The organism is Flavobacterium poyangense (genome assembly GCF_011751075.1).
Classification (GTDB): Bacteria; Bacteroidota; Bacteroidia; order Flavobacteriales; family Flavobacteriaceae; genus Flavobacterium; species Flavobacterium poyangense.
On sequence record NZ_JAALLN010000007.1, the window covers coordinates 1 to 18,346 of the forward strand.

Here is an 18,346-nt window from a genome sequence, read left to right on the forward strand (position 1 = left end):
GAACTCCAAATACGATTGCTGTTGTATTTGAAGAAACGGAATTTACCTATCAGGAGCTTAATGAAAGCGCCAATCAATTAGCCTATTATTTAAGAGAAAACTATTCGATTACACCTAACGATTTAGTTGGACTCAAGCTCGATAGAAACGAACAAATGATTGTCGCTATTTTAGGAATATTAAAATCCGGAGCTGCCTATGTCCCAATAGATATCAATTATCCTGAAGACAGAATAGCCTATATCGAAAAAGACAGTACCAGTAAAGTCATTATAGATGAAGCAGCATTTAAGAGATTCAATGCCGTTCAGGAGCGCTATTCAAAAGAGAATTTAGAGAAAATCAATACCTCTGAAGATTTAGCCTATGTCATTTATACCTCAGGCACTACAGGTAATCCTAAAGGAGTGATGGTAGAACACAGGAATGCATCTGAATTGATTAATTGGTCTCAATTAGAGTTCGATTCGTCAAAATTTGAAATGATGTATGCCGTAACGTCCTATTGTTTTGACTTATCTGTTTATGAGATCTTTTATCCCTTATCAATTGGAAAAAAAATAAGGGTTTTAAAAAACGCTTTAGACATCAAAAACTATATCAATAAAGAGAATAAAATACTATTAAATACAGTCCCTTCGGTCGTTAGAAAATTAGTAGAAGAGGGGATAGATTTAAGCAACGTATCCTTTATCAATATGGCAGGAGAAGTAGTGCCTGTTGATATTGTTTTAAAACTTCAAACCGAAAAAGCAGAAGTTAGAAATTTATACGGTCCATCGGAAGACACCACATACAGTACAAGTTATTTGGTACAAAACCAAGAATATCGATCAATTCCAATCGGTAAACCGATTTCCAATACTCAGGTCTACATTTTAGATGAGGCCTTACAACCACTACCGATAGGAGTTACCGGGAAGTTGTATGTATCAGGAGCAGGTGTTGCCCGTGGTTATTTGAACAAACCTGAGCTTACAGCCGAAAAGTTTATCGCTAATCCTTTTATTGAAGGCTCGCGCATGTATGACACGGGTGATTTTGGTTGTTGGTTGCCTGATGGTAACATTGAATTTTTAGGAAGAAAAGACCATCAGGTCAAGATTCGCGGCTACAGAATAGAACTGGGAGAGATAGAGAATAACATTTTAGACTATTCAGAAGATCTCAAACAAGTTGTTGTAGAAGCAAAAGAGCACCATCAGGAGAAGGTTTTAGTGGCTTATCTGGTGACCCAATTGGATATCAACAAATCAGAATTGCGTAGTTTTCTGCAAGAGCGCCTACCGGATTATATGATTCCCGGTTTTTATGTGGCGTTGAATGCTTTACCCTTAACTCCAAATGGTAAAATAGATCGTAAAGCCCTTCCGAATGTCGAGGGAGAAGATTTTATAAGAAAATCCTATGTAGCACCCACAAACGATATCGAGCATCAATTAGTCCATATCTGGCAGGAAGTATTGGGAATTGATACAATCGGAATAACAGATAATTTCTTTGAGCTGGGCGGACATAGTTTGAAGGCGATACAAGTCATTAATAGAATAAAAAGAGAGATAGGCCATGGAATAGAAGTTTCTGACATGTTTAAATATCCTACGATTGTCTCACAGAGTGTTTATCTCGATTTAGTTTTCAAAAAAGTTGCTTCACCAATCATTCCTGTCCAAAAACAAGAGTTTTATGATATGTCTGATATGCAGAAAAGACTTTGGATTATCTCAAGCATAGAAGAACAGGCCATTTATAACATTCCTTTTGCATGTATCTTATCGGGATCTTTAAACGTGGAAATGTTTAATGAATCTGTAAAAAGAGTAATCCAAAGGCATGAAAGCTTAAGGACGATATTTGTTTTTTTTGAAGGAGAGCCTAAACAGCAGATTATAGCACCGGAAAACTTAGATAAAAACCTTATCAATTTTATTGATTTATCCGAAGAGGTCAATAAAGAAGAGATTGCAGAGACACTTACTCGCCAGGAACTAACCCTCGCTTTTAATCTGAAAGAAGATCTTCCTTTAAGAATAAACATAATCAAAATAAGCGATAATGAACACATTCTAAACCTAACATTAAACCATATGGTCGCAGACGGATGGTCTCTGAAAATACTTTTTGAAGAACTCATTAGGTATTATGACAACCTGGTAAAAGGGAAAGATATTTCTTTGCCATCATTGCGAATTCATTATAAAGACTACCTATCATGGAAAAAGAATGATCAGGAGCAACTGGCTAAAGACCGGAAGAGCAAAGAATTTTGGCTGCGGCATTTACAGGGCGAACTGCCAATATCTAATCTTCCGGCAGACTTTCCGCACAAAAGTATGGTTAAAAGTTATACAGGTGGGAATGTTTATTTAGAACTCTCCCAAGAGCTCACAGCAAGTATAGAAAAACTGGTAGTGCAGAAAAACGCAACGCTTTTCTCTTTTTTATTATCGGTATTAAACATAGCTATTTTTAGATATACAAGAAATCAGGACATAATTATCGGAACAGTTGTTTCAGGTAGAGACATGCTTGAACTAGAGGGACAAATCGGACTCTATATCAACACTATAGCCATCCGGAATATATTCGATCAGGATATTGATTTTACAACACTGTACGAACAGGTACATCTTAATAATCTTAAGGTTTTTGAGCATCAAAATTATTCTTTTGATTTGCTGACAGACGAATTGTCTTTCAAAAACGACAGTTCAAAAACATCTTCAGTATTTAATATAATGTTAGCGCTACAAAACTTTGACATTGTCAAAAGTAGAGATGTACAGGGATTAGAAATTATTCCTTATGAAGGTAAGTACTCGGAAGGAATTAGTAAATATGATTTAACGCTCGATGCGATGGTGCAGGATAACAATTCTATGCTGATCAACTTCGAGTTTAATTCAAGTTTATTCAAACCTTCTACAATTACGGCATTTTCTAATTCATTTAGGCAAATTATTGAACAGGTACTGCATAACTCCGAAATAAAAATCTCAGAAATAAATTTATCAAATACAATCAAATCAGATCCTGAAAAAGTTAGTAAAAAAATAAGTTTTAATTTTTAAAAGTAAAAAGTATGTCGAAAACAAAATCTATTGTAAGTTCTTACAATGAATGGGACCCGTTAGAAGAAGTAATTGTTGGAACTATGGAAGGTGCATCAGTACCACCTTGGCATGTTACCCTCAAAGCAACAATGCCTGAAAACCATTGGGATTTTTATAAAAAAAATGGAGGGAAATTATTCCCCGCAGAACAGATAAAAGCTGCGCAAATAGAACTGGACAACCTGGCCCATATTTTGGAACAGGAGGGAGTAATCGTCAGAAGACCGGATCCGGTAGATTTTAACAGACCTTATAGCACTCCCGACTGGAAAAGTGAAGGCGGGTTGTATAGCGCAATGCCACGTGATGTTTTATTGGTTATTGGGGATAACATAATTGAAGCTCCAATGCCTTGGAGGTCAAGACATCATGAAGTGAATTCTTTCAGACCATTGATAAAAGAATATTTTAATAAAGGCGCAAAATGGTCGGCAGCTCCAAAGCCACAATTGCTGGATGAACTTTATGACTATAATTATGTGGAAGGAAGCGGTAACGATCCGATCAATTATGTTATAAATGATTTTGAACCGGTATTTGACGCCGCTGATTTTACCAAATGCGGTAAAGACATCTTTGTACTTAAAAGTCACGTAACCAATGATGCAGGTATTAAGTGGCTTCAGCAGCACATAGGGGACGAATATACAATTCATAAAATAGATTGTAATGACAGGCACCCTATGCATATTGACACCACTTTTGTGCCGTTAGCCCCAGGTAAACTGTTGATCCACCCAGACAGGATGGTAAGAATTCCTGAGATGTTCAAAAGTTGGGACATTCTCAAAGCTCCTGCACCGGTTATGCCGGACAGCCAGGTTTTGTATATGAGCAGCAAATGGCTTACCATGAACACCTTTATGATTGACAGTGAAAGAATTCTGGTTGAGAAAAACGAAAAACCAACCATAGAAGCACTTAAAAAATTTGGTATGAAGCCAATACCGTGTAGTTTTTACAATTTCAACACTTTTGGCGGAGGATTTCACTGTGCAACATTGGATGTACGAAGAACTGGCGAACTTAAATCATACTTTTAATGCAAGATGAGCAAATAATTAGTACCGAAAAAGAGAAATCTTTTATCCAATCTTACAGGCATCCGGAATGGAATGAAGTTCCTGATGAGAAATGGAATGATTGGAGATGGCAGTTAAGCAACAGACTGAATAGTTTTGAAGAAATATCCAGAATTATCAATCTTACGCCAACCGAAACGAACGCTTTAAATTACAACTCGTTGTTTAGAGTCGACATTACGCCTTATTTTTTGAGTCTGGTAGATAAAGACGATTTCAACTGTCCAATAAGAAGACAGGTTTTGCCGACAGAGAAAGAGATGGTTGATTTTAACGGTATGAATTCAGATTCTTTAAGTGAAGACGAGTATTCACCGGTGAATGGTATAGTACACCGGTATCCAGATCGTGTTTTAATGCTTATCACTACCCAATGTGCTTCCTATTGTAGATATTGCACAAGAAGCAGATTGGTGGGAGACAATTCAAAAAATTACAGCTCCACTGATTTTGATAATCAGATTGAATACATAAGCAATAACCCCCAAATCCGGGACGTATTGCTATCGGGAGGAGACCCTTTACTGTTACCACCTAAACGACTGGAATCTATCTTAATGCGACTAAGAGAAATCCCTCATCTCGAAATTATTAGAATTGGTTCGAGAACACCGGTATTCAACCCCAATATTGTAACTCAGGAGTTTTGCGACATGTTAGAAAAGTACCATCCTCTTTGGCTGAACATCCACGTGAATCATCCTAAAGAAATTACTCCGGAGTTGCAACAGGCATGTGATAAGATGTCGAAAGCAGGCATTCCTTTAGGCAACCAGACCGTATTATTAAAAGGGATAAATGACAGCGTTGAAATACAGCGTAAACTTTGTACAGAATTAGTAAGGATGCGGGTACGACCTTATTATCTGTATCAATGTGATTTAGTAAAAGGAGCAGGCCATTTTCGAACTCCTATAAGCAAAGGGATTGAGATTATGGAAGGACTAAGGGGGCATATTTCGGGATATGCGATTCCAACTTTCGTAATCGATGCCCCATACGGAGGGGGTAAAATCCCACTGGCTCCGAACTATGTTTTAAGTTATGCCCCGAATAAAGTTGTTTTAAGAAACTATGAAGGTTTTATTTCTGTGTACAGAGATTCGGATGATGAACAGGATCAGGAAATTACTTCAGGCAACAGTAAAGGCAAAGACATATCAATTATGGATTTGATTCAGGGGAATGAAAATTTTATAATGCCGAAAAATTTTAGAAACTCAAAAAGGGAAGATTAATGGATAATACCAATACAACTTTAGACACCGTTTTAACTCTTACATCTGCAAAGTTCCTTAAACAAGAAAAATATTGGTCTGACAGAATCGCTCAAATAACAGAGAAAACACAGTTATTATTTAGTAATAATGCCACAGTTTCGGATAATTTCGAGAAAGAGGAATACGTTTTTCGTGTTGATCAGCAAATCAGCGAAAAGATTTTTTCTCTGGCTAAAGGAAATGATTTGTCTGTTTATGTCCTATTGGATGCTGTTCTAAAAATCATGCTTTATAATTATCTTGATCAGGATACGATAACTACAATTTCATCAGTTTTAAACGAAAATGCCGATGAGGAGACTCTCAACGATTCGGTTTACATATCCGAAAAAATTGATTCTTCAAATTCTTTTAAAGAATTTGTAATGCAATTGAGTGAGACTGTTGAGATGTCTTATGAAAATCAGGATTATCCTCGGAATGTTTTATCCGAAAAAAGCAGAGGTAACGGCAACGATCTGTCAAACGTTTGGCATGTATATGAGCCAATTCATGATGCAGTTCAATCGAGCAGCGACGATATCGTTTTTACATTTGAAAAAAACGGTAATGTGCTTGAGGGCAAAATAGAAGTCAACCCGGCCGCTGTATCAAACATCTATCTTGAGCAGATGGGGAAACATTTTTTAAATGTAGCGAGGTTGGCCATAAGTAATCCCGATATCATTATTCAGGATATCAGCATATTTTCTGATAATGAAATAAAATATTACGAAGACGGATTGAATCCACCTGCGAGTTTAACTACTCTTGCGGCCAATACCATCCATTCTGTTTTTGAAATGCAAGCCGCCAGTAATCCCGATAATTTATTTTCAATCGATTCCCAAAGCCAATTTACTTATGGGGAGGTTAATGAAAGGAGCAACCGTTTAGCACATTATCTACAGGAAAAAAACGATACTAAAAATGTTGTAATCGGAGTCTATTTAGAAAGATCGAATGATCTTATCATCTCTATATTGGCAATACTAAAGGCTGGCGGGACATTTTTAATGATAGATACAACACTTCCTCCTGAAAGGATTGATCTGATGCTTGCTGAAGTGGAAGTTCCTATACTAATTTCAAAAGCTCCTTACAGTCACGTTGTAGTTAATGAAAACAGAATAATAGTTGATCTTGATAATTTGCAGTTAGATCATTATCCCGTTACAAATTGTAAGTCTACAGCAGGCCCAAATGATCCGGCATACCTTATATTTACTTCGGGATCAACGGGTAACCCCAAAGCGGTACTTATTTTGCATGAATCTTTCGTTTCCAGAATGAGCTGGTTAACACGTCAGTATGATCTCACAGCCAGTGATGTGACCCTTCAGAAAACTCCTTTGTCTTTTGATCCTTCAATTTGTGAAATGTTTCGTGGAGTGGCTTCAGGAGCAAAAATTTATTTTTTGCCTAATGGAGAAGAGAAAAATCCCGAAGCGATCCTTGATGCAGTAAGCACATACAAAGTAACAACTATTGATTTCGTCCCATCGATGCTTTCTGTTTTTTTAGACTATATTAATACGTTTGAAAATCATGTTGAAAAGTTGGCAACTTTAAGATGGGTATTTACCGGTGCCGAATCTCTTTCGCCTAGGGTTGTCAATACATTCAACGATATTTTGTTTGCTGCAAATGGCACAAGATTAATAAATACATGGGGTGCAACAGAAGTAACTGTAGATGTGACTTACTATGATTGTTCTGCATTTTCGTCAAAGCTTAAAAAGGTTCCTGTAGGAAAACCAATTGAAAATACCCGGCTATACTTACTTAATAAGCATAAAAAATTTACACCAATGGGAATGGTTGGTGAACTTTATGTAGCAGGTATTTATGTTTCAAATGGATATTATAATGCTAACGAACTGAATGCGGAGAAGTTTGTTACCATTGAAAATTTTAATACTACCAGATTTTACAAAACCGGTGATTTCGCAAGATGGCAACCGGACGGAAATTTAGATTTTATAGGTCGAAAAGACAATCAATTAAAAATTAGAGGTATAAGAATAGAAAGTGCTGATATTGAGTACCAAATTTTAAAATTGAATGAAGTAAGTCAGGCTTTTGTAACTGTTATTCAGGATCCAAAAACAGAGAATGATTATCTGGTTTGTTACATAGTTCCAAAAAATAATAGCAAACCGATTAGGGCTGTAACGATCAAAGAAGAATTGAAAACAAAACTGCCGGAGTATTATATGCCGGACTATTTTTTCTTTTTGGATAGCTTTCCTTTAACAACAAATGAAAAAATCGATACAGCAAAACTTCCAAAGTTCGTAAATGCAGAAGACAGTCTGACTTCAGAATATGTAGCACCTGATAGCGATTTAGAACGAAGAATCAGCTTAATCTGGCAAGAACTCCTCAATTTGGAAAAGGTTGGGGTTAATGACGTCTTTTTTGACATCGGAGGACATTCGTTGAATGCTGTTTCGCTGATATCGCTTTTGCATAAAAAATTGAGCATTAAAATTGAGATCAAGGACATCTTTAAACATTTTACCATTAGATCGCTTGCCTCGTTTATTCAAGAGAATAAATTGGACTCTGCTTATTCTGAAATTCCAAAGATTTCGGAGAAAAAATATTATAAAACAACCAGTTCTCAAAAGCGTCTTTGGTCTTTAAGTAAATTTGATGAAGCTTCAGTAGCCTATAATGTTCCGGTAGTAGCTGAACTTAAAGGGAAACTGGATATTGATCACTTAAAAAAAGCGTGTGCCGCTTTAATGGAAAGGCATGAAATACTGAGAACAGCGTTCGTTCTTTTAGATGACGAAATTGTACAGGACGTGTTGCCGTTCAGCGCTGAATTTTCAGAGTTGGAATATTTGGATTATAGCAAAGCAAATAATCCCGATGTATTAATCAATAGCTACATTGAGGATTTTATTCAGCATAAATTTGATTTAGAAAAGGGACCGCTGATCCAGCTAAGTCTCTTGAAAAAAGCAGAGGACAGTTATCTACTGCTCATATGCATGCACCATATCATATCCGATTCCTGGTCTCTCAAAATAATAATGAAAGACATTTTATCGTATTATAATTCTTTTTCTGCTCAGATCCCATCAAATCTTGTTCCTCTGGAAATTCAGAATAAGGATTATGCAGAATGGGAAAATAGTACTCTAGATGCGCAAGAAAAAGTATACTGGAGCCGGAAACTCGAGGGAGATCTTTTGAAGATTGACCTGCCTTCGTTCAGTGAGCGTCCAAGAACGCAGACTTATAACGGAACATATGTTGTTTACAATCTTCCGTCAAACAGCATAAAAAACCTGCATGCATTATGCAAAGACCATAATGCGACGCTGTTCATGACAGCAATGTCTGTTTTTAATTATATATTTTATAAATACACAGGAAACACCGACATTGTATTAGGTACCGTTATTGCAAACAGGGACAAATTGTCGTTACAAGATCAAATCGGATTTTATATTAATACTTTAGTGGTAAGGACACAGTTTAATCCAAGTGGTACATTTTCAGACCTTATCGAGGTAACAAAGAATAATATAATTGAAGCATTTGAGTATAAAAACTATCCTTTTGATGAGTTAATCAATGACATAAATATTAAAAGAGATTTAGGCCGTTCTCCGGTTTTTGATATTTTGATTGAGACTCAAAATTATGCCAATACAATTTCTTCCGATAAAGATCTTAGTGCAGAATCTGTAGAAGTGAATGTGATAAAAGCAGATAACAAAACAGCGATATGTGATCTCAACATCATGCTGGTGGAACAAGCGAACGGAGAAATTATTTTTAATGCCAGATACAATACCGACGTTTATGACTCGGAGCATATTGAGCGTTTGTTCAAACATTTTAATTATTTGTTAGATCAGATCGGAATTGATTCGAACAAAAATCTTAGTGACTATGATTTGCTAATCGATGAAGACAGGAAACGCATCAGCGAATTCAATAAGACAGATAAATTTGTTCCTCATAAAACGATCCCGAATTATATAAAGGATCATTCACAAACAAATCCTGATCGATGTGCGATTCTGTATAATGGCCTGCAAACTAGCTATGGCGAACTTCAGGACGTAAGCAATCAGATTGCTGATTTTCTGTCGTTAAACACCGATAACAAGCTTATAGGGGTTTTAATGAAACGCTCGCCTGAAATCGTAAAAACAATTACAGGAATATGGAAAGCCGGTATGACCTACCTGCCTTTTGACACAACTTATCCTTATCAGCGTATAAAAAAACTAATCAACGATGCCGGTCTGGAGATGCTTGTTATCGACAAAAATTATGTAAAGGAAGCCATGTTATTGCAGTGGGATTGTCCCGGTCTTAAAAGTATCTTTTGCGTCAACAGTGAAAATATCTTTCTGGAAGCTGAATCAAAAAATGCTTCTATGAGCCAAGATCTTTGGGAATATGTAGCCGAACGTTCTACAGATGATATCACTGCCGGTGGATGGCTCAATAGCTATACAGGTAAGCCTTTCAGCCGGGAAGAGATGAACGAGTATCGTGAAAATGCCCGATTTAAGATAAACCGGGAAATAAATAAAAAATCTAAAGTACTAGAAATAGGTTGTAGTTCCGGAATTACAATGTTTGCCATTGCTCCTTTAGTCAAGGAATATCACGGAGTAGATTTATCGGCAAGCGTCTTAAAAAACAATGAAGCAACGATTAAGGAATTAGAAATTGATAATATTTATCAATACAATCTTTTTGCCCATGAAATTGACCAAATTGATGAGGGTGATTTTGACCTGATTATTATCAATAGCGTTATACAGAATTTTCACGGCTATAACTATCTTCTGGATGTATTAGAAAAATGTTTTGCCTTATTGGGAAACAAAGGGAAAATTTTCGTTGGAGATATCATGGACAATGATAAGAAAGAAAGTCTGCTATCTTCCTTGCATGATTATAAAGAGGCCAATAGCAATGAAAAAGTTAAACTGGAATGGGACGAAGAATTTTTTGTTGAAAGAGGTTTCTTCGATGATTTAAAGTTTAAATATAATTTCATCAAGAAGGTATCGCATACAGATAAAATCGGAAGTATTGAAAATGAATTGTATTCTTTTCGATATGATACATTAATTTCTTTAGATAAATCTAAAATTCATACCACAGAAGGGGTACAAAAAAGATATCAGTACGATAAACGTTCACTTAAAAAAAGTAACGTCACGTATTCTGATTTGTCAAAGTTAGACGATGCCGCCTATATCATTTACACTTCCGGTTCAACGGGTGAACCCAAAGGTGCAATTTTACATCACTTGGGGATGATGAATCACATCTACGCAAAAATTGATGATCTGGAAATAACGAGTGCCAGTATAGTGGCACAAAATGCTTCACAAGGATTTGATATTTCGATATGGCAGTTTTTTGCTGCTTTGGTTCAGGGAGGATCAATTGTCATTTATGATGATGATACGATAACGAATCCCGAATATCTGTTGTATGATTTAACTTCAGACAAGGTAAGTATTCTTGAAGTAGTGCCTTCTTACTTGTCACTGCTGTATAATTCAGCAAAAAACAATGATTTTAAAGAACTGCAATATTTAAAATATCTGCTAGTTACCGGTGAGACCGTACATCATGCCCTGATCAGCAATTGGTTTGAAGCCTTTCCGAATATCCCGATTGTCAATGCCTATGGACCAACAGAAACTTCTGATGATATCACGCATTATATTATGAAAGATTGCCCTCAAGGGCCAAATATATTGATTGGAAAAACTTTGCAGAATTTCAGAATCTACATCATCGACGATTCGTTTAAACAGGTGCCGATAGGAGTGAGGGGAGAAATTGTGGTTTCAGGTATAGGAGTCGGATATGGCTATCTTAACAATCCTCAAAAAACGTCTCAAGTGTTTTTAGACGACCCTTTTCAGTCTTTAAAAGTTCCTATGTACAGAACAGGAGATGTCGGAAGATACCTACCGGACGGGAACATCGAATTTTTTGGCAGAAGCGATTTTCAGGTTAAGATCAATGGCAGGAGAATAGAACTGGGCGAGATAGAGAATAAAATATTACAAATCGCAGATATCAAAGAAGCAGTAGTAATTTTAAACAAAAACAAGGAACAAAACTATCTTGTTGCCTTTGTGGTACTAAACAATTCTGTTACAAATGAAGAAATAGAGGGGGAAACTGAAAAAATTAGGAGACGCCTTGCACAAAGCGTGCCTGATTATATGGTTCCTTCAAAGCTGTTTATCATGCAGAGTCTTCCGGTTACTTCTAACGGGAAAATTGATCGTAACCAGCTTTTAGCAAAGTGCGATTCAAAAAGTAATCCTGAAAAAGCAATAGTTCTGCCTACAAACAAGTATGAAGAAAAGATTCTTGAATTTTGGACAGAAATATTAGGGAGAGATCTGTTAGGAATAAATGACAATTTCTTTGAGAATGGCGGACATTCTATTTCAGCTATACAGATCATTACAAAGGTCAAGAAAGAGTTTCAGGTTGATATCCCGTTGAAGGACCTTTTTGAATACCCAATTCTGGAAGATTTTGCAAAAAGAATTGACTTTCATAAAAAAGAAAAGCTAAATCTGGTATTGCCAAATCCTTCGAAAAAAAGCAGAAAGAGCAGGTATAAAATATCACCTGTTCAGTTTGCAGAATGGTATCTGCAAAAGTTTAATCCCAACAGTACGTTTTACAACATCGGATTCATACTTGAATTCAGTGGTGATCTGAATATTGAGGCCTTATACCAAACCATAGTACATCTTTATGGCAGACATGATATATTCAGAATAGCATTAATAGAAGATGAGGGTAAGCCGTATCAGCTTCTTAAGGACAGTATTGAACTTGATTTTGCTGACTTCCTGATCGATATCAGGCAAGAGTTAGAGCAGGAAAGTAAGGTGGAGGAAATAATAAAAAAATACAGCAATACTGTTTTCGATTTATCCAAACCACCAATCTGTACTACTAAACTTGTTAGGCTGGCTGATGACAAGTATATTTTTACGTTAGAGACGCACCATATTGTATGGGATCAGATATCCACTTTCAATTTCCATAAAGAACTGACTCAGGGCTACAACAATTTGATTTCCAAAGGCGATTTTGGTCTTCCGGAATTAAAGATAAATTATGTAGACTACACCGAGTGGATTAACGCTTTGATAGATACGGGACAATTAGAGTCCCAAAGACAATATTGGTTAGAAAAATACAAAACAATACCGGAGCCACTGGAACTGCCTACAGATTTCCCAAGGCCACTGGTTCATTCCTTTAATGGAGATTTTATTTTCAAATCTGTTGCTTTAGATTTCAAACAGGAAATAACCGATTTCTGTAATCAAAATGGTGTCACGTATCAGATCTTTTTAATTTCTGTATTAAACTTATTATTATACAGATTAACGAACCAGGAAGATTTTGTCGTGGGAACTCCTATTTGGAACAGAGATGAGGAGAATCTGGAGGATATTATCGGACTGTTTGCATCGGGGATACCAATACGCTGCACAGTAGATGAAAACTGGTCTTTTAGTAAATTAATGGAGCATTCAAAGAAAAGTTCGTTGGATGCTTATGAGAACCATTTGTATCCTTTCAACAAGATTATCGAAGAATTAAATCCGACTACAGATTTTTCAAGACAAAAAATCATGTCCGTATTTTTTGGTGTGCAAAATGATGACACCGAATTGACCGAAAGGAATTTTGATGGTGTCACAATCAATGATATCACGGGTCAGTATGATTTGAAAATAAACCATACCTCCGTTTTTGATTTCACCCTTCAGATTGACCACTCCAAGCACTATATGTGGTATTCCTTACGCTATAATACGGATTTGTTTAAAGAATCAACAGCACAAAATTTCCTTGAGCGATACGAGCAGCTGATCCGCCAATGTATAGCAACTCCCGAGCAGAATATTGGAGACTACGACATATTGCTGGCCGAAGAGAAAACGATCATTAGCGATTTTACTGAGAATGCAGATGTTTTCACTATCGAAGATTATGGTATTCATAACCTGATTGAAGAAACTGCGGTAAAATATCCTGAAAATGTCGCAATAATTGACAACGAGCAACAGCTTACTTACACGCAAATCAATACTCTTGCCAATAAAATTTCCCATTATCTGATCGAAAATGGCATTAAGAAAAAAGACAGAGTAGGAGTCTTGATGCAGAGATCTACAGAATTTGTAGCCACAGTGTTGGGAATACTTAAAGCAGGTGCGATTTATGTGCCGCTGGGTAAAGATTATCCTGTACAGCGTATCGAAGAAATTATTAATCAGGCAGAAATAGGAACAATAGTTGCGACTACAGCATGTTTGTCTCAGGCATTTATGGACTCTTCTTTCTCGAAAATGTTCATCGACCTGAATACAACAGATATTTCGGGGTATCCTGAATATGCTCCAAAAGTACAGGTAGAAAATCAAGATTTGGCTTATACTATATTTACCTCAGGATCAACAGGGAAACCAAAAGGTATTAATATCAAGCATGTAGGGATTATCAATATTATAAAATCTACCACAGAGGCTTTTAGTTTCAAGGATAATGAAGCTGTTTTATTTCATACACCCGTAGTCTTCGACGCATCAATTATGGACTTTTTATGGCCATTGGCCGTAGGTGCAAAAATTGTCGTGATGAAAGATGATGATGAAAAAAGCATAAAAGCCTATGAAACCTATATCGAGAAGTACCGGATTACGCATGTGCAGTCGGTGCCTTTGTTACTGGAATCAATTGTTGATGGTCTTGAAAGAAACGAAATCTCAAATCTTCAAAGCCTCAAAAGAATAGCTGTAGGTGGCGCTTTATTGCAGACATCATTAAGAAACCGATTTTTTAATGTGCTGGAGTGTAAATTGTTCAACTGTTATGGACCAACGGAAACCACTGTAGATTCTACCCGATTTGACTGTTCTATAAGCACTATTGGTACAGATCAGTTTGTTCCAGTAGGCAAGCCGGTAGCCAATACCAAGATATATGTTCTGGACAAGAAGATGAAAATGTGCCCTCTTGGTGTCCCGGGAGAGTTGTATATCTCATCAATAGGTGGAGCTGCAGATTACCTGAACAATCCCGAGCAAACAGAAAATGCTTTTGTTTATAATCCTTTTCAGGACGGATTAAGCACCAGGCTTTACAAAACAGGAGATAAGGGTGTTTATGATGAAGCAGGTAATTTAATTGTATATGGACGACTGGACAATCAGATAAAACTGAATGGCAACAGGATTGAGATTGATGAAATAGAATCTGTACTGTTAAATCATAATGCTATTTTCAATACTGCAGTAATTGTAAACAAGCAAGCATCCTACGAACAGTTAATCGCTTTTATTGAACCCGAAAAAGCAATCAACAGCTTTGTCGCTAGTAATGGCAGCATGTACACATGGATTACACTGCATCAAAACGAAATGATAAGAGAAGATTTTCTTAACCTTTCAAAAACAGCAGCTATTGAGCCATTGCTTCTTCATTCTTCTAAGGATTTTGATCAGATACTTTACGATTATCCCGATCTGCAAATAATGATTAGTGACGAAAGCGGTAAAACAATTTGTTGTGTAACGGCTATTCCTGTTTTCCTGTCAGACGCAACTGCTGCTTCCGATGATAGGAGCATTTTACTGCGTAGGGTAGAAGAGACACAATACAATGCCGTAGCCATTCTGAATATTTCGACTCCTTCGTCATTCAACACATTAGAACAGGATGATATTTTAAAGGCTTATGTAACGGTATGTAATCATTTTGGATATTCTAAGCTAGTCAGTCTCAAATCGGCTACTGAAAGTGAAGGTGCTTTTATTCAAACGGATTATTCTTATTTGCTTAATGAACAATCGACGGGCAATTATCTGAATGATCATGCAATCAGAAAGCATTTGTCTGTGTATTTACCGCAATACATGGTTCCCCGAAAAATTATTGTAGCGAATAAAATACCGCTGAATGATAATGGAAAAGTAGACAAAAATAAATTGAATAAGTTAAAGCTCAATAGTGACTTCCTATTGCCCGAAACCAAATTGACGGCAACAGAGCAAATTATAAAAAGCTTTTTTACGGAAATTTTAGAGAAAGAAATCCAAATTCATTCAAGTTTTTTTGAATACGGAGGACATTCTATAAATATGATTCAACTGATTTCTAAAATCGAAAGAGAGTTCGGTATAAAATTCCCGATAGTTGAAGTATTTAATCGCCAATCCATTTATAGCATAGCTGCCTATGTAGACAAAAATGCAAAGAATAAAGAGGCTGGTATCTATCTACACAAACTCAGCAGTGGAAGAACAAAGAATATAGTGTGCATACCATCTATCAGCACCACGGCATTAGATTTCTTAGAGTTGTCAAAACACCTTGATACTTATAACGTATATGCGCTTGATTTTTCTTTTTTAGATTCCTATAAAGAAATGCATAACAGTTTGAATGACATTGTAGACAGTGCTATATCAATGATAATGAACAGCGGAATTGAAGGTGAACTTGACCTGCTTGGTTATTCGGCCGGAGGTTTGTTTGCTTATGAACTGCTAAAAAAACTCGAAGATTATAAAGTAGTCAACAAGTTTATAGTATTAGATATTGTGCCACCACCTCAGACGGTTAAAATAAATAAAAAAGCAGTTGCTTATGAAGATGCTGACGTTGATGCATTCTTAGCACTTAATCAGCTCAATAAATTTAATCCCGATGAAAGAAAAACAATCGTAGAACGAATATGGAAATATGCGGAAATCACTTCGTTTATATCCGGAAACAAGATGATTAATATCCCGACCTATGTTTTTCTTAGTGAAAATTCCAACATCGAGAAACACAGTATTTGGCAAGCATTAATCAAAAGTAAAATAAATGTGATCAGGCTTGAAGGCGATCATTATGAAATACTCCAAAAAGAGAATGTACAAAACAATGTCCAAATTATAAAAAATCAAATAGAGAAATAAAAAGATACAAAATTATGAGAAATATTATTTTAGGAATAAATTGTGTATATCACGAATCTTCTGTATGTTTAATAATTGATAATAAGGTAGTTGCTGCTATTGAAGAAGAGAGGCTCTCGAGAGTTAAACATGCAAAAGAATCAAAAATTGACAACCCGGATGAACTGCCGATTCTGGCTTTAAACAAATGTCTCGAGATGGGAGGGATACGTTTGGAAGATGTTTCTTTAATTGGATTTTCATTTCTACCGGAAAGAAGATTAGAAAATATACCTTCAAAAGATCGTTTCTTACCGAACAATTGGGGTTGTGAGGATGGCGAAAAGTTATTTTATGATAAAGTAATAAAAATTCCTCAAAAACTCCAGGAAATGGGTTTTAAGGGAGAGTTTAGTTTTATAGAGCACGCTATTGCCCATTGTGCATCAGCATATTATCCGTCAACGTTTAATGATGCTGCCATACTTTCTATTGACGGAATCGGTGAATTTGAATCGACCACCCTTGCCTATGGGAATGGTAAAAAAATTGATGTGGTACAACAACTTGCCTATCCTAATTCAATTGGTTTTTTATGGGAGAAAATTTCTAAATTTTTAGGCTTTTCAGAATACGATGCCTGTAAAGTAATGAGTGTAGCGTCTTTCGGAAATCCTTCAAGATTCGAAGAAGAATTCAAGAAGATAATTTCCATAAATGAAGAAACTATTTTCGAACTGGATAATGAGGTCCTGTGCTTCAGGGTCGAAGATTATTCTAAGTTAGAAACGTTATTCAAAATTAAAAAAAGAGAGACACTGGATGAATTAGAAGAGGTACACAAGGATATTGCCGCTTCTCTGCAAAAGTGGACAACAGATATTATTGTAAAAATCTTTGACAGACTTTATGAAGAAACAAAATCTGAAAATCTTTGTATTGCAGGTGGCGTAGCTTTAAACTGTGTTGCCAACACTATAGCTTTTGAAAACAGTAAATTTAAAAATATTTTTATTCAGCCGGCGGCAAATGATGCGGGAACTGCATTGGGAGCGGCTTTAAAACTGAATATTGAATCAGAAGGTAATTTAGAAGGATTGGTTTTGGATAATACTTTTTTGGGACCTTCATTTACAGCTGATGAAATACATAATGAAATGATCAAGAGAAATCTGGTGTATTCTCATGTAGAAGATATAGAAGTGAAAGCGGCAGAACTCATTGACGCGGGTAATATTATAGGATGGTTTCAGGGAGCAATGGAATTTGGACCCCGGGCGCTTGGAAACAGAAGCCTTTTGGCAGATCCGAGAAATTTCAATATGATTAAAAAACTCAATTCAATAGTAAAACACAGGGAAGATCACAGACCATTTTGCCCGAGTGTTTTATCGGAAGAAACAGAAAACTGGTTTGAGATTAAAAAGCACACACCCGTAGCCGAGTATATGCTTATGGCTTATCCGGCTTTAACCAATAAAAAAGAACTTATTCCGGCAGTAGTACACGTTGACGGAACTTCGAGAATACAGGCCGTGAATCAGAAAACCAATCCAAAATACCATGAATTGATATCAGAATTCTATAAATTAACCGGAATCCCAATGGTTCTAAACACTTCTTTTAATGACAGAGAACCAATTGTTTGTACTCCTGAGGATGCTATTAAGACATTTTTGAAATCCAATATTGATTATTTGGTGATGGGAAATTATATTCTAAACAAAAAGGATAATTTAGAAAAAGTGTAAGCTTTTTATTTTGAGAATGAAAAATTTTGAAGAGATTCATTGACTCCGGAATTCATCTTCACAGCGATAGCAGAGCTCTGAACGAGAAAGAGCACCATTTAAGATAATGGTGAGAAACTGATGTCCTTTGATGGAAGAAATGGCAAGTGTCAGAGAATT

5 protein-coding genes are annotated in these 18,346 nt (G+C 36.2%); all 5 read left to right on the top strand.

The window, feature by feature from the left end; translation table 11 throughout:
• Positions 1–3,071: non-ribosomal peptide synthetase (locus G3A47_RS12925; RefSeq protein ID WP_166922942.1), on the top strand; the 3,071-nt coding region annotated here is incomplete at its 5' end.
• 11 nt (positions 3,072–3,082) lie between these two features.
• Positions 3,083–4,156: an amidinotransferase gene (locus G3A47_RS12930; protein WP_166922944.1), complete on the top strand. Its 1,074-nt coding sequence runs from the start codon at positions 3,083–3,085 to the stop codon at positions 4,154–4,156.
• Positions 4,156–5,433, top strand: a complete 1,278-nt coding sequence (locus G3A47_RS12935; RefSeq protein WP_166922946.1) for a KamA family radical SAM protein — start codon at positions 4,156–4,158, stop codon at positions 5,431–5,433. Before G3A47_RS12930 ends, G3A47_RS12935 begins: the two co-directional genes overlap by 1 nt.
• Complete coding sequence (locus G3A47_RS12940) at positions 5,433–16,457, top strand: non-ribosomal peptide synthetase (RefSeq protein WP_166922948.1); 11,025 nt, start codon at positions 5,433–5,435, stop codon at positions 16,455–16,457. The genes G3A47_RS12935 and G3A47_RS12940 overlap by 1 nt, the downstream gene beginning before the upstream one ends.
• A 14-nt stretch (positions 16,458–16,471) precedes the next feature.
• Positions 16,472–18,187: a carbamoyltransferase family protein gene (locus tag G3A47_RS12945; RefSeq protein ID WP_166922950.1), complete on the top strand. Its 1,716-nt coding sequence runs from the start codon at positions 16,472–16,474 to the stop codon at positions 18,185–18,187.
• The last annotated feature ends 159 nt before the right edge of the window (positions 18,188–18,346 follow it).

Bases quoted from the DNA above. Each gene is read 5' to 3' on its own strand.
- G3A47_RS12935 (WP_166922946.1), top strand. From the start codon at position 4,156: ATGCAAGATGAGCAAATAATTAGTACCGAAAAAGAGAAATCTTTTATC.
- G3A47_RS12930 (WP_166922944.1), top strand. From the start codon at position 3,083: ATGTCGAAAACAAAATCTATTGTAAGTTCTTACAATGAATGGGACCCG.
- G3A47_RS12940 (WP_166922948.1), top strand. From the start codon at position 5,433: ATGGATAATACCAATACAACTTTAGACACCGTTTTAACTCTTACATCT.
- G3A47_RS12945 (WP_166922950.1), top strand. From the start codon at position 16,472: ATGAGAAATATTATTTTAGGAATAAATTGTGTATATCACGAATCTTCT.